This is a genomic window from Streptomyces olivochromogenes (assembly GCF_021538895.1).
In the GTDB taxonomy this organism is placed as follows: domain Bacteria; phylum Actinomycetota; class Actinomycetes; order Streptomycetales; family Streptomycetaceae; genus Streptomyces; species Streptomyces olivochromogenes_A.
In genome coordinates this window covers 182,339-201,283 of sequence record NZ_JADDRL010000001.1, presented here as the reverse complement: position 1 = coordinate 201,283, position 18,945 = coordinate 182,339, and the positions used below count along the sequence as shown (strand labels likewise).

General features: G+C 70.8%; 18 protein-coding genes. 7 read left to right on the top strand and 11 right to left on the bottom strand.

Annotated features, from left to right (window positions below; genetic code table 11):
- Positions 1 to 3: 3 nt before the first annotated feature.
- Positions 4 to 1,047 (bottom strand): PP2C family protein-serine/threonine phosphatase, encoded by a 1,044-nt coding sequence (locus tag IPZ69_RS00970; protein WP_235451663.1) that lies wholly within the window; start codon positions 1,045 to 1,047, stop codon positions 4 to 6.
- Between the two features lie 128 nt (positions 1,048 to 1,175).
- On the bottom strand, positions 1,176 to 3,602 hold the full coding sequence (locus tag IPZ69_RS00965) for a SpoIIE family protein phosphatase (protein WP_235451662.1): 2,427 nt from the start codon (positions 3,600 to 3,602) through the stop codon (positions 1,176 to 1,178).
- 306 nt (positions 3,603 to 3,908) lie between these two features.
- Here IPZ69_RS00965 and IPZ69_RS00960 point away from each other — a divergent pair, with 306 nt between their 5' ends.
- Both IPZ69_RS00960 and IPZ69_RS00955 read left to right on the top strand, forming a co-directional pair.
- Complete coding sequence (locus tag IPZ69_RS00960; RefSeq protein ID WP_235451661.1) at positions 3,909 to 4,229, top strand: DUF5959 family protein; 321 nt, start codon at positions 3,909 to 3,911, stop codon at positions 4,227 to 4,229.
- A gap of 153 nt (positions 4,230 to 4,382) precedes the next feature.
- Entirely contained in the window at positions 4,383 to 5,573 is a 1,191-nt protein-coding gene (locus tag IPZ69_RS00955; protein WP_235451660.1) for a hypothetical protein, read from the top strand.
- A 13-nt stretch (positions 5,574 to 5,586) separates the two neighbouring features.
- On the opposite strand, the gene IPZ69_RS00950 is transcribed toward IPZ69_RS00955, so the two are convergent.
- From IPZ69_RS00950 to IPZ69_RS47315, 3 genes are read right to left on the bottom strand one after another with little or no spacing between them, the layout of a single operon-like run.
- Positions 5,587 to 6,366, bottom strand: a complete 780-nt coding sequence (locus tag IPZ69_RS00950) for a class I SAM-dependent methyltransferase (protein ID WP_235451659.1) — start codon at positions 6,364 to 6,366, stop codon at positions 5,587 to 5,589.
- Between the two features lie 9 nt (positions 6,367 to 6,375).
- Positions 6,376 to 6,672, bottom strand: coding sequence for a hypothetical protein (locus IPZ69_RS47320; protein WP_308407412.1), 297 nt, complete (start codon positions 6,670 to 6,672; stop codon positions 6,376 to 6,378).
- Entirely contained in the window at positions 6,673 to 7,029 is a 357-nt protein-coding gene (locus tag IPZ69_RS47315; protein WP_308407411.1) for an isochorismatase family protein, read from the bottom strand.
- 161 nt (positions 7,030 to 7,190) lie between these two features.
- Between IPZ69_RS47315 and IPZ69_RS00940 the strand changes: the two genes are divergently transcribed.
- Positions 7,191 to 7,637 (top strand): MarR family winged helix-turn-helix transcriptional regulator, encoded by a 447-nt coding sequence (locus tag IPZ69_RS00940; protein ID WP_235451658.1) that lies wholly within the window; start codon positions 7,191 to 7,193, stop codon positions 7,635 to 7,637.
- A gap of 109 nt (positions 7,638 to 7,746) precedes the next feature.
- On the opposite strand, the gene IPZ69_RS00935 is transcribed toward IPZ69_RS00940, so the two are convergent.
- Positions 7,747 to 9,372: a sigma-70 family RNA polymerase sigma factor gene (locus IPZ69_RS00935; RefSeq protein WP_235451657.1), complete on the bottom strand. Its 1,626-nt coding sequence runs from the start codon at positions 9,370 to 9,372 to the stop codon at positions 7,747 to 7,749.
- A gap of 393 nt (positions 9,373 to 9,765) precedes the next feature.
- On the bottom strand, positions 9,766 to 10,251 hold the full coding sequence (locus tag IPZ69_RS00930) for a carboxymuconolactone decarboxylase family protein (RefSeq protein ID WP_235451696.1): 486 nt from the start codon (positions 10,249 to 10,251) through the stop codon (positions 9,766 to 9,768).
- Positions 10,252 to 10,458: 207 nt separating this feature from the next.
- Here IPZ69_RS00930 and IPZ69_RS00925 point away from each other — a divergent pair, with 207 nt between their 5' ends.
- The 3 genes from IPZ69_RS00925 to IPZ69_RS00915 all read left to right on the top strand — a co-directional run bounded on the left by IPZ69_RS00925 (position 10,459) and on the right by IPZ69_RS00915 (position 12,784).
- The gene (locus IPZ69_RS00925; RefSeq protein WP_235451695.1) at positions 10,459 to 11,391 is read left to right on the top strand and encodes an RNA polymerase sigma-70 factor; all 933 of its coding nucleotides are present in this window, start codon (positions 10,459 to 10,461) and stop codon (positions 11,389 to 11,391) included.
- A gap of 121 nt (positions 11,392 to 11,512) precedes the next feature.
- The gene (locus IPZ69_RS00920) at positions 11,513 to 11,998 is read left to right on the top strand and encodes an iron chaperone (RefSeq protein ID WP_235451656.1); all 486 of its coding nucleotides are present in this window, start codon (positions 11,513 to 11,515) and stop codon (positions 11,996 to 11,998) included.
- 132 nt (positions 11,999 to 12,130) lie between these two features.
- On the top strand, positions 12,131 to 12,784 hold the full coding sequence (locus IPZ69_RS00915) for a DUF6518 family protein (protein ID WP_235451655.1): 654 nt from the start codon (positions 12,131 to 12,133) through the stop codon (positions 12,782 to 12,784).
- Positions 12,785 to 12,865: 81 nt separating this feature from the next.
- On the opposite strand, the gene IPZ69_RS00910 is transcribed toward IPZ69_RS00915, so the two are convergent.
- Complete coding sequence (locus IPZ69_RS00910) at positions 12,866 to 13,810, bottom strand: AraC family transcriptional regulator (RefSeq protein ID WP_235451654.1); 945 nt, start codon at positions 13,808 to 13,810, stop codon at positions 12,866 to 12,868.
- 127 nt (positions 13,811 to 13,937) lie between these two features.
- On the opposite strand from IPZ69_RS00910, the gene IPZ69_RS00905 reads away from it, so the two are divergent.
- Positions 13,938 to 14,714 carry an MBL fold metallo-hydrolase gene (locus IPZ69_RS00905; protein ID WP_235451653.1) on the top strand — a complete coding sequence of 259 codons (777 nt, stop codon included), beginning with the start codon at positions 13,938 to 13,940 and terminating at the stop codon, positions 14,712 to 14,714.
- A 40-nt stretch (positions 14,715 to 14,754) separates the two neighbouring features.
- On the opposite strand, the gene IPZ69_RS00900 is transcribed toward IPZ69_RS00905, so the two are convergent.
- The 3 genes from IPZ69_RS00900 to IPZ69_RS00890 form a co-directional block, all read right to left on the bottom strand.
- Positions 14,755 to 15,795: a polyprenyl synthetase family protein gene (locus IPZ69_RS00900; protein ID WP_235451652.1), complete on the bottom strand. Its 1,041-nt coding sequence runs from the start codon at positions 15,793 to 15,795 to the stop codon at positions 14,755 to 14,757.
- Between the two features lie 333 nt (positions 15,796 to 16,128).
- A complete protein-coding gene (locus IPZ69_RS00895; protein WP_235451651.1) occupies positions 16,129 to 16,890 on the bottom strand; it encodes a metallophosphoesterase family protein in 762 nt (253 codons plus the stop codon).
- Positions 16,891 to 16,911: 21 nt separating this feature from the next.
- On the bottom strand, positions 16,912 to 18,936 hold the full coding sequence (locus IPZ69_RS00890; RefSeq protein WP_235451694.1) for a HelD family protein: 2,025 nt from the start codon (positions 18,934 to 18,936) through the stop codon (positions 16,912 to 16,914).
- Positions 18,937 to 18,945 lie beyond the last annotated feature (9 nt).

Below are 18,945 nucleotides of genomic sequence, written 5' to 3'. Positions count from 1 at the left end.
CGCCTACGTCGTGATCTCCTGGGGCAGCGGATGCCTGGAGCGCACGGCGAGGGCCGCGATGTCGTCGCTGAGCCGTCCGCCGCTGTAGTGGACCAGGTCCTGGTGCAGCTGGTCCAGCAGCTCGCGGGGCGAGGTCGGGCCGACCTGTCGCATCCAGTCGGGCAGGGGGAAGAACTTGCCCGCGTTGTCCCGGGTCTCCGTCACGCCGTCGGTGTAGAGGAGCAGCTGGTCGCCGGAAGTGAAGGTGATGGTGTCGATGCTGTAGTGGTACCCGAGGAGCGTCGCCAGGTTGAGGGGCGGCGAGGGGCTGGTGGGCTCCAGGACGAGGATCTTCCCGCGCTGCACGAGCAGTGGAGGCGGGTGCCCGCAGTTCAGAATTCTGACCTGCCCGCCGTCGTACGGAATCTCGGCGATCAGGGCGGTGGCGAAGTGCTCGGGCTGATCCGGGCCGGGCGTCGCGATGCTGTAGCGGGCGATGCTTCCTTCCATGCGGCGGATGACGGCTCTCAGGTCGGGCTGGTCGTACGCGCTCTCCCGGAAGCAGTTCACCACCGCCGACGCCGCACCCACCGCCGCGAGCCCCTTGCCGCGCACGTCACCGATGAGCAGGCGTACCCCGTACGGCGTCTCGGCCGCCTCGTAGAAGTCGCCGCCGATCCTGGCCTGCTCCTGGGCGGCCAGATAGAGCGACTCGATCTCCACGTCGTGCATGCGGCGCGGCAGGGGACGCAGCAGCACCTTCTGGGCCGCGTCGGCGACGAGCCGGACCTGGAAGAGCGTCTCCTCCCGCTCAAGGCGGAGATGGCTCGCATAAGCGGCCGCCAGCGTGACCGCGATGATCGCGGCGGCCGTGTACGGGGTGCCCAGATCGGAGTAGACGAGGCTGAGTCCGATCATCACCAGCAGGCAGAACACGCCCAGCAGGATCGTCGGGAGGACGGGCCACATCGCGGCCGCGAGCGCGGGTGCCGCGGGCAGCAGACGGCTGAACGCGATTTCCCTTGGCGTGGCGAAGGCCAGGCCGGTGATGAGGAGAGTGAGGAACACCGGTGACAGCAGTACAGTCTCGCGTCGGCCACCGAACGGAGGGCGGCGATGCCGGGGCCGTCCTGACCTGATCACAAAGCCCATCCTATCGGTGCAAAGTGGACATCGCGCTGCGCGTGCGGGCACAGTCAGTCCGAGGGCAGCGCCTGCTCCGTCCAGATGGTCTTGCCCTCGCGGGTGTAACGCGTCCCCCACCGCAGAACGAGCTGAGCCACGATGAACAGCCCGCGACCGCCCTCGTCGTCGTCCGCGCTGTGGCGCAGGTGAGGGGCGGTGTGGCTGGCGTCCGCGACCTCGCACACGAGGGTGCGGTCGCGGATGAGCCGCAGATGCAGCAAGCCGTCGGCGTACCGGACGGCGTTCGTGATCAACTCGCTGACGATCAGCTCGGTGGAGAACACGAGCTCGTCCAGTCCCCAGTCGCTCAGCCGTCCGGCGACCAGTTCCCGCGCGCGGCCGGCGGAGACCGGCTCGGCGGGCAGGGTCCAGACGGCGACCCTGCGGCTGTCGAGCTCACGGGTACGGACCAGCAGCAGAGCCGTGTCATCGGTGGTCGTGCTGCCGGGGAGGAGTTCGGAGATGACCCGGTCGCAGAGATCCTCCAGAGGTCCTGAGTTCTCGCTGAGGACCTTCCCCAGGGTCTCCAGCCCCTTGTCGATGTCCCGGTCGCGCAGTTCGACCAGGCCGTCGGTGAAGAGGGCCAGCAGACTGCCCACCGGAAGTTCGACCTCAAGGGACTCGAACGGAAGCCCGCCCAGGCCCAGGGGCGGGCCGGCCGGCAGGTCCGGGAAGGTGACGTGCCCGCCGGGCTCCACGACCGCGGGCGGCAGATGGCCCGCGCGAGCCATGGTGCACCGTCGGGACACCGAATCGTAGACCGCGTACAGACAGGTGGCCCCGGCCGCGACATCGTCATCGGCGGATGCGTCCGAGGCGTCCGAGTCGGCCTCGGCGGACTGCCCCACGAGGTCGTCCAGCCGCTTGAGGAGCTCGTCGGGCGGAAGATCCATGGGGGCGAGAGCCCGCACGGTCGTACGCAGCCGCCCCATGGTGGCCGCCGCGTGCAGCCCATGCCCCACCACGTCCCCGACCACCAGCCCGACGCGCGCGCCGGACAGCGGGATGACGTCGAACCAGTCGCCGCCCACGCCGCTCAGATCGTCCGTCGGCAGATAGCGGTGCGCCACTTCGACGGCCGAGTTCGGCGGCAGGTACTGCGGCAGGAGCTGCCGCTGAAGAGCGAGGGCCGCGTTGCGTTCGCGGGTGTAGCGGCGGGCGTTGTCGATGGACACCGCGGCCCGGGCGGCCAGCTCGTCCGCCACCGCGACGGCGGCCCGGTCGAAGATCCCCGACCCGACGCGGCGTACGAAGGTGACCAGGCCGAGCGGGCTGCCCCCGGCCCGCAGCGGCACGACCAGCGTGTCGTCCTCCAGCACGAGACCGCCCGAGGCGAGGCTGCGGTGCTGGGGCGAGCCGATCGCGTACTCCACCGGACGCGGCTGGCGACGCGGTGACTCCGCGGAGTGCGCCGGGCCCCCGGAGGCGGCCGAGCGGGAGGCGGTGCGGACCAGCTCGCTGCCCTCCGGATCCCCGCCCTCCGGCACCTCGCCGCTCAGCACGGCCGGAGCCAGGTCCACCTCGACCAGGTCGGCGAACTCGGGAACTGCCACCGCGGCCAGCTCGTCCGTCGTGGCGATCACGTCCAGCGTGGTGCCGACACGACGACCGGCCTCGACCAGCAGATTCAGCTGACGCTGCGCCTCATGGCGGTCGGAGATGTCGAACGCGTCCTCGCACACCCCGAGCACCCGGCCGTCCGGGTCCTGCAGTCGGTAGTACGAACAGGACCACAGATGTTCCTTCCCGGGGTCGCTGGGCTGCTGGCCGCGGAAGTGCAGGTCGATGATGGGCTCACCGCTGTCCAGCACCTTGTTCATGACGCCGTGCAGGGTGTCCGGGTAGCCCGGTGTCACGAACCGTCCCTTGGGGTACAGGTCGTCGGCGTGCCGGCCCCGGACCTCCGCGAGCGGTTGCCCCAGTTCCAGCTCGGAGGCGGCGTTGCACCAGACGAGACGCAGCCGCGTGTCGTAGATGGCGAAGCCCAGGGGCGACTGGGTGGCCAGCCCGTCCAGCATGGCCAGCCGGGACTCCCACTCCCCGAGCTGCCCGCATTCGGTCGCCACCAGGACCCGCTGGAGGGCGCCGGTCCCGGACAGATGGCAGACGGCGATGACGAGGTGCAGCCGGTGGCCGTCACGGTGGACGGCAACGTGTACGTCCCGTTTCGGGTAGGCCAGGATCGACGCGTCGGCGGCCTGCTCGGCCGATGCGGACTCGCAGGTGGGTCTGGTGGGGGACGCGGACTCTTCGTAGCCGAGGAACGTGTCGACGGGGCGCCCGATGATCTCGGTCGGCAGGTAACCGAGGAGCTCCTGCGCCGCAGGGCTCCAGCCGATCACCATGTCCTGGCCGTCGACTACGAATGTGGCGGCCTTTGTCACGTCCAATGGGCCACGGAAGTCGGCGTCCCGGGTTGCCTGTCCTGCGTAGCTCATTACGCCCTCACCGGCCTGCCTCATCAGGTCCAGAGTCCGCCTGATGCTGACGCTGCGCAAGCGATCGGATCACTGGCGCGTCGGGCCGCTCCGCCGCCCGGGCGACGGCGTTGCGCGGCAGGTGGCGAATTCAGTGAATGGTCATCGGCCCATTGAGGAGAACGTTTGAGTTCGCCGAGAAATCCGAGGCCGTCATGAATTGGCGTGTGGGATATGAAGCACGAAGGGAACCGCCGTCCGCTCCGGCGCCCACGCCGACGCCGACGCATAGGGTGCGACGACACGCGCGAGCCGGGAGGAGCCGTCATGGCCGAGGAGTCGATCGACCTGATCCGCCTGGAGGGGGGCGGCAATACCGTCATCCTCCGGATCACCGGGAAGGAGACGCGGCAGGGCCTCACCGGAACCGACGTCCTGGCCGGGGAGTTCCACGTCGACACACCCTTCGTCCGGGGGAGCCTCAGGACCGGGCTCCTCCCCGAGGATCTGAGACAGTGGCAGCAGGCCCTGGACATGCCCGACGCGGGACATGACGTCGCATGGCGTGAAGGCACCGACACCTGGTTCGACGACGCGTACCGCCGCCTCGACCTGACCTGGGAGACCTGGAGCCTGAAGGAAGGCTGAGCGGGCCGGCGCCGAGGTGATGCCCTCGCAATGCCCTTTGAACAGTACGGTGTTGAAGTGACTGTCGTTGAGACCGTGGCACGTGTACGAGTCGATGGTGGGCCCTCTGTCGAGCGGTTGATGTGCCACCCGCGACTCCCCTTGGTCGCCGGCTTGGACTCGGAACGCCCGACGGTACACGTCTGGGACTGCGCGGCCGGGCAACCGCGCCGACTCGGCACGGTCGGCGCCGAGTCGAGCGACTACGCCGATGCCGGTTGGCGGCGCATGCAGCGGACACCCGCCGTCACCTGGCATCCGGACCAGCCCCTGCTCCTGGTCTCGGGCGAGAACGGACTGGTCCAGTGGACCCGTGCCGGGTTCTCGGAACCGGAAGGCCTGCCGGCCACTGCCCGCTACCGAAATCTGGCATTCAGCCCGGACGGCCGGACGTTGTGGGCCTCGCCGTCGTCCGGCGACGAGGAAGACGCATGGGAGCGGTCCGACGTCCTGGACCTCGCTTCGGGAACCGTCAGCACCGGACCGAGTTGGGACACCGGGATCGCGGAGCATCCCGCCGGCGGGTTGGTGGCCACGCTCTTCAGCAATCAGGGCGCGACGCTCGGGCTCTTCGCACGCGTCGATGACGACACCCGGCCGGCGGCGATGCGCGTGCTTCGCCGAGCGCTGATCCTTGATGCCGACGGCTACAGGACACCGATCTTCAGCCCGGACGGACGCCATCTCGCGATCCGCGGCAACGCGTACGGGAACACACCGAACGTATTCGAGTTCCCTTCACTTCACTGCGTACTGACGACCGCCCTCGGCGACCCCTACCCGGGCCACCCCTGCCCGCCGGAGTGGCTTGAGCAGATGCGCGCCTGGTCGCGACACAACATCGCGTTCGGAGCCCAACCCGGCGTGCTCTGGGTCGGAACGCCGACCGGCACCCTCATCGAGGTCGACCTCCACAGTCAGCGGGCGGTCGAGCACGACGTGCTGGCCGGCTCCCCGGTGACCGCGTTGACAGCGTTGACCGCCACGACGACAGGGCATCTCCTCGTCGCCGGCGGTGGAGGCGAGCTCGCGCTCCTGTCGCTGCGCGCCGACTCGCTGCGCCCCGACTCCGCAACGGCCCGAACCCTGGACGCCGACGGGTCGCGGGCCGCCGTCGCGTCCTTCTTGGCCGCCACCTCCGAGGTGCCCGACGTCGGCGATCTGGAGACCCACCTCGTCGTCACCGACGGCACTCGGACCTGGGAGCGGGACGACCTGGAATCAACGACCACCGCGACCGCGACGGACCCGTCCTGGCTGCAACTCCAGGCGGCGGTCAACACCGCACGCGCACAGGACGAGTAACCGCCGTGATGTGTCACAGCCGCCGGACGCGCAGTACGCCGGTCAGCATCGGGAGAGTGAACTCGCCGCGGGCCGTCTCCGGTCTGTCGGCGAGGAATGCGCGGATCCGGCCCAGCGTGACGTGCTGTTCGTGTTCCGGCATGACCAGCATTCCCGCGCGCGTCGCGATGGTCGCGACGAGGGAGTCGGCGGTGCGGCGCTGCCCGCGAGGGAACTCGGCCTGCTCCGGCGAGCCGAACCGGGCGGCCGCGCCGGTCTTGGGAAGGTGCAGGTCGGCCGTCTCGGCGCGCCAGCCGGTGGGCGTGTCGCGGGGGCCGATGGCCGCGCTCCCGCTGACCCGCGCGAGCCCGGCAACCCACTCGACCTGGTCGTCCATGAGGTTCCACAGGCCGGCCAGGATGCCGCTGGGCGCGAGGACCCTGGTGATCTCGGGTCCCGCGACGGCCATGTCGAACCAGTGCATGGCGTTGCCGGCCAGCACGGCATCGACGCAGGCGTCCGGCAGCGGTATCGCCTCGGCACTGCCCGACAGGGCACGGACATCCGGCAGTGAGCGGCGCAGCTCGGTCAGCATCCCCGGGTCGGGCTCGACGGCGATCACCTCGGCACCCAGGGCGACCAGCGTGGCGGTCAGCTTGCCGGTCCCGGCGCCGAGGTCGAGCACACGGGGGCCGGGCGCGGGCTCCAGCGCCCAACGCACCGCGGCCTGCGCATAGTTGGGACGGTGCGTGGAGTACGCGACCGCCGCCGCACCGAACGACGAGGCGTGACGCAGCCGTTCATTCTGATCCACGCGGTGACGCTATACGCGCTCCTGGCGGTCGGCTACCCCGCCCTGATAGGCCGTCGAAATCTGGCCGACCAGCACGGCGAACGGCATGTCCAGCGCGGCGTACAACGCGCCGGATTCGGGGGAGGCGTTGTCGGCCAGAGCCTTGACCATGAGGGTGCCGTCGTCGCTGACGATCACGCCCGCCTGCTGCATGCGCAACAGGCCGGCCTCCCGCTTGGTACGGCTGAAGGTGCCGGACGCGTCCACGGCGACGTACGCGTCGTACCCGGCGGCCGTCGCCGAGATCGCGGGCAGTGCCGCGCACACTTAGAGCGACACCCCGGCGAAGATCAGCTTCTGCCGTCCGGTGGTCTCGACGGCCTCGCGGACCCGGTCGTCGTGCCAGGCGTTGACCGTGCTGCGGTCGATGATCTTCTGTCCGGCCGGGAACGCCTCGACCAGCTCGGGTGCGGTCGGCCCCCACATGCTGTCGGCCGCGGTGGTGGTCACGACCAGCGGGATGCCCAGCACGGCCGCCGCCCGTGCCAGCGCGACCACGTTGTGCTTGAGCTCGCCGATCGGGATGTCCCGGACGCCGGTCAGCAGACCCACCTGGTGGTCGACCAGCACGACGACAGCGTTCCCCCGGGTGATCGACTCCGTGAACTTGCTGCGCTCGCTCATCTTCCGCTCCTTCGGGGGTGGAGCCACGCGATTGGTCACCGAACTTGATAGTCAATATTGGTGACTATTCGGGGCAATGCCTCGGTCTCGCGGAGCGCAAGCGCACTAAAATTGCCCGTCGGACAGCACTGCGGTGGCGGACCGCCGAGACGGGAGAGGCGTTGACCGGGCACGAGACCTCGGAGCCGGACCTCGGCGTGCTCGCCGCGCGGGTCCTCTTCTCCGTTCAGCGTGAGCTGTTCACCGCGCTCGCCGAGCAGGGCTTCGACGACATCCAGCCGCGCGCCGGCGCCGTCCTCGCCTACCTGCGTGCCGACGGCATCCGTGCCAGCGAACTCGCCCGCGCCTCCGGACAGCACAAGCAGGTCATCGGCTCCCTCATCGACGACCTGGAACGCCTCGGCTACGTCGAACGGAGGCCGGACCCGGCCGACCGCCGCGCCAAGCTGATCTGTCCCACCGAACGCGGACTGCTGCAGATGGAGGCCGCCACCTCCATCATGCGCGCCATCGAGGAACGTCACGCGAACGCACTGGGCAAGCGGGAGTACGCCGCCTTCAAGACGGCTCTCCATCATGTAGCCGATCTCCAACGCCAGGCTGATTGAGCCTGGGCATAGAGCCTGGGCATACCGGGAGTGCGCCCACGCGATGGAACGCGCGCACACCCCGGTCACACCGCCACGGCACTCACGAGGCGGAGTCGGCACGAGCGACTCACTGCTTGGCGCCGAAGTCCTGCGTCCACCACGGGCCCCCCGAACCGTTGTGCACGCCCACCCCGATGTTCTTGAAGGAGCAGTTGAGGATGTTGGCGCGGTGGCCGGGGCTGTGCATCCAGGAGTCCATCACGGACGCCGGGGTCTGCTGGCCCTGGGCGATGTTCTCCCCGTAGGTGGACCAGCGGTAGCCGGCGGCGGTGATGCGCTGCCCCGGGTCCCGGCCGTCGGGGTCGGTGTGGTCGAAGAAGTTGCGCGCGGCCATGTCGTCCGAGAGGCCCTGCGCCGCCTTGTCCAGCTGCGAGTCCTCGGTGAGCGGACCGCAGCCGGCGTTCGCCCGCTCCTTGTTCACCAGGGCGACCACCTGCGCCACCGTGCCGGACGGGGCTGCTTGTGTCGGCGGCGTAACGACGGACGTACGAGTGGGCCGGATGGTCTGCCGGGGGGTCGGGGTGCTCTTCTTGGTGGGCTTCGGGCTCGGCGACGCCTTCGCCTTCTTCGACGCGGACGGGGAAGGCGACGCGGAGGCCGAGGCGGACGGTGTGCTCTGGGCGGTGCTGCGGGCCGAGAGGTCCACGACGGGAGCGTCGGCGGAGTGCGCGGTGGTCGTTTCGTCGTTCCCGGAGCCGAAGTACCAGAGGCCGCCGCCCGCCACGCAGACCGCCACGACGGCGCCTCCCACGGCACGTCGCCGTATTCGACGGCGCCGGCGGGCCTCGCCCCGGGAGGCACCCCGCACGCGCGAGGCGCGGTGCCCGGCCGCCGGGCCGGATCCGGCGCGGCCCGCGGAGGCATCCATGCGCAGCGCCGAACCGGCCGGAACCATCCCCCTGGTGGTCGAGCGGATGCCCGCGACGAGCGCGGACGACGCCGCGACCAGCCCCAGACCGGCCAGCAGCCCTTCCGCGGGCATCAGCCCGCTCCACAGGCCCGAGCAGCGCGCGCAGCCGCGGGCGTGCCGGGCTATGCGCTTGCGCCACAGCGCGGAGGGCCGGCCGTCCCAGGTGCCCAGCATGCCGCGCAGTTCCGCGCACGGCGGCTGCGCGGCGAGCGCCCGTACCACCACACGAGCGGCTTCCAGCTGCGCCTTCATCCGCTGCACCCGCACCGCCGTGTGCTGGGGCGTCAGTTCCAGGGCCTCGGCGACCTCGGCCCGGGTCAGCTCACCGGCGCACTCCAGCCACCACAGCGACAGGAGCCCCCGGTCGTCCGGCTCCAGCCAGCGCGTGGCAGCCGCGGTTTCCTGGCGCTGGCCGGACAGCTGCAGCTGCACGATGGTCAGATCCACGAAGTCGGCCCCCGGGTCGGCCAGATCGTGGGCCTCCTCCACCGCGTCGGGGGCGACCTGCCGGTCCTGCCAGTGCGCCCGGACCTGGTTCATCGCGATCGCCACGAGCCAGGAACGGAAGCTTTCGGGCGTACGCAGGCCGCCCAGCGCGTCCAGGGCACGCAGCATGGTCTCCTGCACCACGTCGTCGACGTCGACCGAGCCGTTCAGAGCCCGTCCCACGATGTTGTAGACCAGCGGGAGGTAGGCACTGACCAGGGCGTCCTGAGCCTCCGGGTCGCCGTCCCGGGCGGCCATCACCAAGGCCGCCGACTCCGCCGCGTGCTGTGTGCTCATCTAACGCTTCCCTGTCCTAGACGCCGAACGATGCTGTCCGATACCTGGGAGACCGCCGGGGGAGCCTCGGATAACAATTCTTCGGACGCGCGTTCCCCGAAAGATTCACCGCACCCGCCCTTCGTCCGCAAGGAAGAACGTCACATCGGTCACATGCGCGACCCACGCAACCCTTGAAGACGCCCTCCTCGGCAGGGTGTTGAAGCGGGCGAAGAAGCAGGATCCGGGCGAATCGACCGGAACATACGCCCCAGTTCGCCGGATCTGCGCTGCCCGTCCCTGTTTCCGTCAACGTCTGCCTCTCCACGCCGACGACGGCTACGACCGGGACATGCACGGGCCCGGCCCGGATCGACTGATCCCGGGCCGGGCCGGGCCGGCCGCGGCCGCCGGTCAGTTGACCGCCGTGGCGAACGCGCCGGGCTCGTACGAGCTGCCCCGCTGGTGCACGATCACGGCGAGCCGGTTGGCCGCGTTGATCAGGGCGACCAGGCAGACCAGTGCCGCGACCTGGTCGTCGTCGTAGTGCTTGCGCACCTGGGCCCAGGTCTCGTCGGACACGCCCTCGTGGGCGTCCGCGAGCCGGGTGCCCTCTTCGGCGAGGGCCAGCGCGGCCCGCTCGGCCTCCGTGAACACCGTGGACTCACGCCAGGCGGCGACCAGGTTGAGGCGGACAGCGGTCTCGCCGGCGGCCGCCGCCTCCTTGGTGTGCATGTCGACGCACCAGCCGCAGCCGTTGATCTGGCTGGCGCGCAACGACACCAACTCCCGTGTGGACTTGGGCAGCGACGACTGGTCGATCACCATGCCGGAGTTGGCGAACCGCTTGGCGAACTTGCTGGAGATCTCGTTGTCGAGCAGGTTGAACCGGGCGTCCATGATCTCGTCCTCACTCGTGGTGGTGCGTTTGCCGAACACGAGATGCCGGCGCCCCGCTCCTTGTGACGGCACGGTCGTGTGACGAGCGCCACCGTGCAGGGGTGTCACAAGGCAACGGGGGGCCGACGTCTTGTGCGCGTGACACTGTCGAGAGCGAACAGGCAGGAGCAACAGGTGAAGAGCGCGCACAGCGAGCACACGGCGGACATGGAGGACGCGGAGGGCGCGGAGGGCGCGGCCGGGCGGCACGCCGACGGCGGACGCACGGACGCCGCCACCGAGGCGTTCATCGCCCATCGCAACCTGCTGTTCACCGTCGCCTACGAGATGCTCGGCTCGGCCGCCGACGCGGAGGACGTGCTCCAGGAGACCTGGATGCGCTGGGCGGGTGTCGATCTCGGCACCGTGCGGGATCAGCGTGCGTACCTGGTCCGGATCACCACGCGCCAGTCGCTGACCCGGCTGCGTACGCTCGGCCGCCGTAAGGAGTCCTACGTCGGCGCCTGGTTGCCCGAGCCGTTGCTGACCGCCCCGGACGTCGCCGAGGACGCCGAGCTGGCCGACAGCGTCTCGATGGCGATGCTTCTGGTGCTGGAGACGCTCGCGCCGACCGAGCGGGCGGTGTTCGTGCTGCGCGAGGTGTTCGACCTCGGGTACGACGAGATCGCCGAGGCCGTCGACAAGAGTCCGGCGGCGGTCCGTCAGATCGCGCACCGCGCACGGGCACATGTCGCCGCGCGCCGGCCGCGCGGGATCGTTTCCCGGACCGAGACCCAGGACGCGCTGGACGCGTTCCAACGGGCCGCCGAAACCGGCGACTTGCAGAGCCTGCTCGACCTCCTCGCGCCGGAGGTGGTCTTCCTGGGCGACGGTGGTGGAGTCAAGAAGGCCGTCCTGCGGCCGGTCGTGGGAGCCGACAAGGTGGCCCGTCTGCTGGCCGCCGGGATGGGCACCCTCGCCGCGGCGTCGATGCGACCGGCACAGGTCAACGGCTACCCGGCGCTGGTTCTCCGGTTCGACGACGCGATCGACACCGTTGTGGCGGTGCGCATCGACGACGGACTCATCACCGGGCTCTACGCCGTACGCAATCCCGAGAAGCTGTCCCACATGGAGCGGGAGACCACCCTGCGTCGCTGAACCCGGGGTGGTCCCGGCCGTGTGACATCCGATCAGTTTCGGAGAAGCGGCCGTCACGGCGGTTCCCTAGCATGGAATGGCCGCGATCAAGTGCCGCGAGTCCGCCGGAGAGGAACCTGCCATGAAGGCCACCCAGACGTCCGCCCAGAGCACCAGCACGACGGAGAAGACCGACACGAAGTACGACGGCTTCACGGACGAGGAACGCGACGCGATGAAGGCGCGCGCCCAGGAGCTGAAGACGACCGCGCGTCGCGGCTCGCGCGCGGCCAAGGCGGACACCGAGGGCGAGGTGCTCGCGAAGATCGCCGAGATGCCGGAGGCGGACCGTGTCCTCGCGGAGCGGATCCACGACATCGTGAAGGCCAGTGCGCCGGAGCTCACGCCGAAGCTCTGGTACGGGATGCCCGCGTACGCCAGGAACGGCAAGGTCGTCTGCTTCTTCCAGAGCGCGCAGAAGTTCAAGGCGCGTTACGCCACGCTCGGTTTCAGCGACCAGGCGAACCTCGATGACGGCGCCATGTGGCCAACCGCCTTCGCCGTACGGGAGTTGACCCCCGCCGACGAGGCCCGGATCGGCGAACTCATCAAGCGCGCGGTGAACTGAGGCCGGTCCTCCGCACGGGGCCAATGCGCGCGGCGGTGCGCGAACGGCACGAATCCCCGCGGTGTATACATGCCGTGTATAGAGGCTGTGTATAGTGCGTCGCGTCTTGGGACCGTGACTGTGGAGGCCACGATGACGACGACCACTACTCCGAGCCGGCCGGCCGCGCCGGGGATCAGGCTGCGGGCGTGGGGCGGCCGCATAGGGGCAGCGGCGGGCGGCGGTCTGCTGTTCGGCGTGCTCACCAACCTGGCCCAGGGATGGCTCCCCGGGGCCTGGAACCAGATAGCCAACTCCGGCGCCGTCTGGTCCGCTGCCGCGTTCGCCGCCGGAGCCCTGCTGCAGTGGCAGGGCCGGTTGTCGCAGTCCGCGATCGCGGGCCTCGGCGCGGAGGTCGGCCTGGTCGTCGGCTACTACGGATACGCCGAATTCGGCCGCGACGGCATCGGGGACCTCGCCTTCCCGCTCGTCTGGCTCGGCATGGCCTGCGTGGCGGGCCCGCTGTTCGGCGTCGCGGGCCACTGGTGGCGGCGCGGACAGGATGCCCGCCGCCGCGTCGCCGGCCTGGCCGCGTTCGCCGGACTCTTCGGCATGGAGGGCCTGGCCTACGCCTGGAACCTCCACTACGCCCCACAGGCGTGGACATGCCTCGCGCTCTTCGTGCTGATCCCGCTGCTCATGGCCCGTACACATAAAGAGCGCGCCCTGACGCTCGGCGCCGCCGCACCCTGCGCACTCCTCGCCTACGCCCTCATCGAGCTGCCCCTCCAGGCCATCTCCGGCTGAGACTCCGACTGCGGGCGCACGTCTGTCGGCAGCGGTCCTGGCAGCGATCCGCCCCGGCCTCCACCCAGGGATGCGAACGGATCACGCCGGACGATGGTCGGCCCGGTGGTGGCTCGGCGGCGTGCCCCATTGACGTGCGAAGGCACGGGAGAACGCCGATACCGAGGTGTAGCCGACGCTCTCAGCGACGACCGTCAGCGGGTCGGCGGTGTCGCGGAGCCGTCGGCCGGCCAGTTCGAGGCGCCAGCGGGTGAGGTAGGCCAGCGGTGACTCGCCGACACGGTCGGCGAAGCGCCGGGACAGCGTGGCGCGGGAGACACCGACCCCGCGAGCCAACTCCTCCACGGTCCACGGCCGGGCCGGGTCCTCGTGTAGGAGTGAGATCGCGGCGGCGATCTCCGGATCGCGCAGGGCCGGCACCCATGAGGTGCCGTGCTCGCCGTGCTCCGCGGTCCATCGACGCAGGATATGGACGAACAGAACGTCGGTGAGCCGGTCGATGACCGTCCGGGATCCGGGGCGGGGCTCGGCGAGTTCGGCCGTGAGCATCCGAAGGGTGTCGGCGAGCTCGCGCCGCTCGCGCGATTCGCCTGCGGCGTGCAACACGAGCACGGGTGGAAGCGCGAGCAGTGGGCGCGAAACGCGGCCGTCGAAGCGGTAGCCGCCGCAGATGATGCGCGTGCGGGGACCCGGTCCGGCGACGTGGATCTCGGATTCCCGGTTTCCGTTTCCGTTCCCGTTGTCGGGGAGCGGTGCCACGAGTTCGTCGTACGGAGTCGCCGGACCGGTCGGGGCACCGGACATCACATGGCCGGCCCCCACGGGCAGGAGTACGAGATCGCCGGTGACGAGCCGCAGCGGCTCGGCCCCTGGTCGCCGTAGCCAGCAGGAGCCGTCGACGACGGCGTGGAAGACGGCGATCGGCATGCGCGGAAACTCGATGCCCCAGGGCGACGCCGCGTCGACCCGGGCCAGCACGGTCCCGCCGACCTTGGCGGCGGCAAGGACATCCGCGAGCGCGTCCATGACGGCAGCGTACTCGACGCCGTGAGACGTACGGCAATGAATGTGCGCGCAACAAGCATGGATCGGCTCATTCAGCGCCCATAGCGTCGAGACGTCCGAACAAGTTTCACCCTGAACGGAGAACTCCGTGCCCCGCACGAAGGTCATCCCCCTCCCGGTCCTGGGGAAGCGGAACGTCAACGCCTACCTGCTCCTCGGCCGTCGGCCGGTCGTCATCGACGCCGGCGTCCCCGGCAGCGGCCGCAAGATCCACGACCGCGTCGCCGAGCACGGCGTGGACCCGAGCGACATCTCCACGATCGTCGTCACCCACGGCCACATCGACCACTTCGGCGGAGCCGCCGAACTGAGCCGGCTGACCGGCGCGCCGATCGCCGCACATGTCGGCGATCTCGGGCCGTACACCAGTGGCCGGGTACGCGAGCCCTACCTGCCGACCGGCATGCTGGGCAGACTGTTGTCCCCGCTACCGCCTTTCCATGCCGAAGCCGAGCCGTTCACACCGCGGATCCTCGTCCGCGGCGAGATGCGGCTGGAGGAGTACGGCATCGAAGCCCGCATCGTCCCCACTCCGGGCCACACTGCCGGGTCGATATCCGTCCTCACGGACGCGGGCGATCTCGTCGCCGGCGACCTGGTCGCGACGCCGCTGCTGGGCTTGTTGCGCGGCCGCCCCTCGGACCCGCCGTTCCACGACGACCCGCTCGGCAATCTGGCCAGCCTGCGGCGGATGCTCGCACTGGGACCCGCGCGCCTGCATGTGGGCCACGGTGGCCCGTTGGACCCAGGGCGGGTGGAACGGTGGGCGGTGAAGGAGCAGCGGCGGCTGGATCGCCTGGCGGCGCAGGGGCGGTTGCGATTGCGCGCGGATGGCGGCGCCCGGGATGGCGATCCATCTCAGTGACGGAGCAGGCAGGACAGATGACCTGAGGGGTCGGCGCGCGTCAGTGATCCCGTCCGGTGACGAACTGCGTCAGAGCGATCAGCTCCGCCGCGGCGGTCGGGTCCGGGCCGGCGGCGTTCAGCCGGTCCATGGCCCGCTGGATGTGCTGGTCGGCCTGTTCGACGGCCCAGGTGAGGGACCCTGTCGCCGCCACCAGGTCGGCCGCCCTTGCCACCTCGGCCGGTGAGAGCGGTTCGGGGCGGGCGTAGAGCCTGCGCAGTTCATCGCCCGCAGTCCCGCCGCTGCCCAGCGCGGCCGCGATCGGCAGGGACTTCTTGCGCGCGGCCAGGTCCGACCCCGCCGGCTTGCCCGTGCGGACCGGATCTCCCCAGATCCCCAGGCAGTCGTCGACCAGTTGGAAGGCCACGCCGACATGGGTGCCGAACGCCCGCAGATGCCCCACCCGCTCCTCGTCCGCGCCCGCCGCCAGCGCCCCCAGACCGCACGCCGCGGCGATGAGGGAGCCGGTCTTGCCCGCGGCCATCGCCTCGCACTCCGCCACGGACACCGCCGCACGGGACTCCAGGAGGATGTCGGCGTACTCACCGTCGATGAGCTGCTGCACCGCGGCGGTCAACTGGCCGGCCGCTGCCTCGCCCAACGGCGGTGGGGTCTCGGCGAGGACCCGGGTGGCCAGGAAGAACAGCGCGTCCCCGGCCAGGATGGCGGCGGGTACCCCCAGCTGGGCCCACAGGGCGGGCCGGCCCCGGCGCAGCCGGTCCTGATCGATGATGTCGTCGTGCAGCAGCGAGGCGTTGTGGACCAGTTCCACCGCCACCGCCGCCGGTACCCCCGTCTCCGGGCCGCCCCCCGCCGCGGCACTCGCCAACAGCGCCAGCGCCGGGCGCAGCGCCTTGCCGTCGCTTCCGGCGGACGGTGCACCCGTCAGGTCCCACCAGCCGAAATGCACACCCACCAGATGCCGGATCCTCCCCGGCAGCCCGTCGACCGCCCGCCGCAGTGCGGGCAGCGTCACCGCACCTGCCTCTGCCAGCACCTGCCGGGCGGTCCGTGCCGACCGCTCAGAGGAGGCCACCGTCATCTCCAAACACCTCTCCAGCGCGGAAACCGAGGCATCATGCCTCACTCAGTGGACGGGAAGCCCGCCCCGGGCGCCAGACGACACAGCGCCACGGACAACGGGGCAGCCCCACCCGGAGCGTCCTCGACATGAGGAGAAGCGTCCCGTACGGCCCCCGCCACCACCGCCGACGACTTGCCGAACGGGTGAACTGCACCCTGGGCGGGCAGCACCGGGAACTGGTGATCGGGGAGCCGTATCTCGACTGCGCACAGGCCGAGCCGGTCATGGTCTGCGACAGCCGGAACGCCCTGGGCTGCCGGGAGAACGCCGCCCGGCTGTGGGTCGGGGGCTTCACTCCGTGTGCCTACGTCCGTCCCGTGGGCCGAAGGCCGCGAGGGCGTCCGTGTCCGTGGCACGCGCGTGCAGGAAGTAGTCGGTCCATTCCGCGATGTCCGGGTAGGACGAGTCCCGGGTGACCTGGGCGACGGCGACCTCGATGTCGAAGTCGGTGTGGCGCAGTTCGGTGCCCGGGCCGAGCATGGCCCAGTGGGCTCCGCTTCGGCCGTAGGGCATGCCGACGCTGCCGGGGTTGATCACCAGGCGGCCGTGGGCGAGGCGCACGAACGGCATGTGGGTGTGGCCGCAGACCACGGTGCGGACATCGGCGTCGAGCCCGCTGAAGACTTCCGCCCAGCGGTCGAGGGACGAGTCGACCAGGACGACCTCTTCGTCGTCCCGGGGAGTTGCGTGGCAGAAGAGCACCTTTCCCAGACCGCGGACGGGCAGGGAGAGCGACCGGGGCAGTCCGCCGAGGAGTTCGAGGTGGTCCTCGCGCAGCTGTTCCGCGGCCCAGGGCGCGATGGGGTCCGGGATCGAGTCGCGTTGTCCGCGGCGGTACTCCAGGAGTTCACGATCGGCGTTGCCGCTGATCCAGGCGACCCGGTCACCGAGGCTGGTCAACAGGTCGAGGACCTGAGCCGGTTGCGGGCCGGCGGTGATGTCGCCGGTGAGCACGATGCGGTCAGCGGCGCTGACGTCCGGCTCGGCGAGCACTGCTTCCAGCGCGGGCAGGACCCCGTGAATGTCGGACAGGACGGCTACTCGATTCAGCATGGTCACCACTGATACCTCCACTCACGACGTCCGGACGCCGATCGTGCGCAGCCTCTTGGTGGCACGCGTGAGGGCGACGTAGAGGTCTCTTTCGCCGCCGGGCCTGGCCGTGGCGATCTCGTCCGGCAGGGCGACGATGACGGAGTCGAACTCCAGGCCTCGGCACTCGGATGCCGGGACGAGCCGTGCGTGTTCGGTGATGGGGGAGGCGGCCAGTTCGTCGGTTCTGGCGTCCGGGCAGATCACCGCGAGCAGTTCGCCCGGGTGCGCGGCGGCCAGGGCCCGGAGTTCGCGGGCCAGGATCGCGGTCAGTGTGTCGGCGCACGCCGTGACGTGGCGAGGGGCCTCGCCGTGTCGGATCGACCGGCTCGGTGTCTGATCGGGGGCGATCCGTGCGAGCAGGTTCCGCGTGCTGGTCAGGATCTCTTCTGTGGTGCGGTAGTTGACGGTCAGCGTGTGCACGGTGAACCGCGTGCCCAGGTGCGGGCCCAGCGCCTCGGGCCAGTCGCGTGCGGTGGGAGCCGGGCCTGCCTGGGCGAAGTCACCCACCAAGGTCATCGACCGCGCCGGGCAGCGCCGCAGGACCATGCGCCATTGCATGGCGGTCAGATCCTGGGCCTCGTCGACGACGACATGGCCGAAGACGCGGTCCGGTGGTCCGTCGATCAGGGCGGCCGCCTCGTCCAGCAGCGCGGCGTCCGCTTCCGACCACCCGCCGCCCGGAGCGCGCAGCGACCGGGAACGTTCCCCGGGGGCGAGGTTCGGCAGGTGCGTCGCCAGGAGGTGAGGGTCCGTCAAGAGCCTTTGTACGAGGGCCTCGGAAGTCAGGCGGGGCCACAGGTCCTGGACCGAGCGGTCGACCTGGGCGTCGTCCAGCAGCGTCGCCCGTAGCGCGTCCGCGTCGAACTCCTCGTCCGGATCCTCGGTCGGCGCGCCGTCCAGCCCGAGGGCGCGCAGGTCTGCCTCGACGGCCTGGTCGAGGTTCATCCCGGTGCTCTGCGACACCTCGGCGTCGATGCGCGCCAAGTCCTCGGCCATGGCGCGTCGCAGCTGAGCCACGACCGCGTCGACCAGGTGCCCCTTGAACAACTCGCGTGCCCGGTTGTGCGGCAGGCCGTCGGCCACGGCCGCGTCCCGTGCCCGTGCGACGACTTCGTCCGACAGCCGAGTCCGCTCCTGGCCCACACGTACCGTGAAGTCTCCGCGCGGCGCCTGCAGCGAGCGCACCAGCCCCGCCAGCGCGTCCGCCATCATGAGGTCGCCCTTGAGCCGCGCCGAATCGAACGGCTCCCGCTCGGCCGACCGTACGCCGGCCAGCTCCTGGCAGGTCGAAAGGACCGCGTCGTTCTCCCCGAGCGAGGGAAGCACGGCGGAGACATACTCAAGGAACCGCGCGTTCGGCCCAAGGATGAGGACGCCGTTCTCGGCGGCCCGTGGAAACGCGTACAGCATGTACGCGGCCCGGTGCAGCGCCACCACGGTCTTGCCTGTTCCGGGACCGCCCCGCACCACCGTCACCCCGCGATGCCCGGACCGTACGATCGCGTCCTGCTCCGCCTGCAGCGTGGCCACCACCGCACCCATGCGTCCAGTGCGCCCGGCCTCCAGCGCCTCCACCAGCGGTCCGTCGCCCACCACGTCGTCGGAGGCGGGTGCGGAGCCGTCCAGCAGCTCGTCGTTGACCGCGCGTACCGTACGACCCTCGACGCGCAGGTGACGGCGCCGACGCAGGCCCATCGGGTGCGGGGGCGTCGCCGCGTAGAAGGGGCGCGCCGCTTCCGCGCGCCAGTCCACCAGCAGCGGCAGGTCCCCGTCGTCCGAGCGGAGGCCGAGCCGGCCGACGTGCAGCGTCGTACCGTCCCGGCTGTCGACCCGGCCGAAGACCAGCCCCTCCTCGGCTCCCTCCAACCGGTGCAGCATTCCTGCCAGACGCCCCGCCTCCACCTCGCGCCCGTGCGCCTCCGCGGGGCTGTCGACCGGAGTCTTCAGCACGTCCGCCAACTGCGCACGCGCGTCGGCAAGTTGTTCGTCCAGCAGGGCGTACATCGCCGACAC

What these genes read in the sequence shown, in the direction of transcription:
- IPZ69_RS00920 (WP_235451656.1), top strand. Translation starts at nt 11,513, where the DNA reads ATGAAGGCCACCCAGACGTCCGCCCAGAGCACCAGCACGACGGAGAAG.
- IPZ69_RS00925 (WP_235451695.1), top strand. Translation starts at nt 10,459, where the DNA reads ATGGAGGACGCGGAGGGCGCGGAGGGCGCGGCCGGGCGGCACGCCGAC.
- IPZ69_RS00930 (WP_235451696.1), bottom strand. Translation starts at nt 10,251, where the DNA reads ATGGACGCCCGGTTCAACCTGCTCGACAACGAGATCTCCAGCAAGTTC.
- IPZ69_RS00935 (WP_235451657.1), bottom strand. Translation starts at nt 9,372, where the DNA reads ATGAGCACACAGCACGCGGCGGAGTCGGCGGCCTTGGTGATGGCCGCC.
- IPZ69_RS00965 (WP_235451662.1), bottom strand. Translation starts at nt 3,602, where the DNA reads ATGAGCTACGCAGGACAGGCAACCCGGGACGCCGACTTCCGTGGCCCA.
- IPZ69_RS00915 (WP_235451655.1), top strand. Translation starts at nt 12,131, where the DNA reads ATGACGACGACCACTACTCCGAGCCGGCCGGCCGCGCCGGGGATCAGG.
- IPZ69_RS00890 (WP_235451694.1), bottom strand. Translation starts at nt 18,936, where the DNA reads ATGTACGCCCTGCTGGACGAACAACTTGCCGACGCGCGTGCGCAGTTG.
- IPZ69_RS00910 (WP_235451654.1), bottom strand. Translation starts at nt 13,810, where the DNA reads ATGGACGCGCTCGCGGATGTCCTTGCCGCCGCCAAGGTCGGCGGGACC.
- IPZ69_RS00900 (WP_235451652.1), bottom strand. Translation starts at nt 15,795, where the DNA reads ATGACGGTGGCCTCCTCTGAGCGGTCGGCACGGACCGCCCGGCAGGTG.
- IPZ69_RS00960 (WP_235451661.1), top strand. Translation starts at nt 3,909, where the DNA reads ATGGCCGAGGAGTCGATCGACCTGATCCGCCTGGAGGGGGGCGGCAAT.
- IPZ69_RS00895 (WP_235451651.1), bottom strand. Translation starts at nt 16,890, where the DNA reads ATGCTGAATCGAGTAGCCGTCCTGTCCGACATTCACGGGGTCCTGCCC.
- IPZ69_RS47315 (WP_308407411.1), bottom strand. Translation starts at nt 7,029, where the DNA reads ATGAGCGAGCGCAGCAAGTTCACGGAGTCGATCACCCGGGGGAACGCT.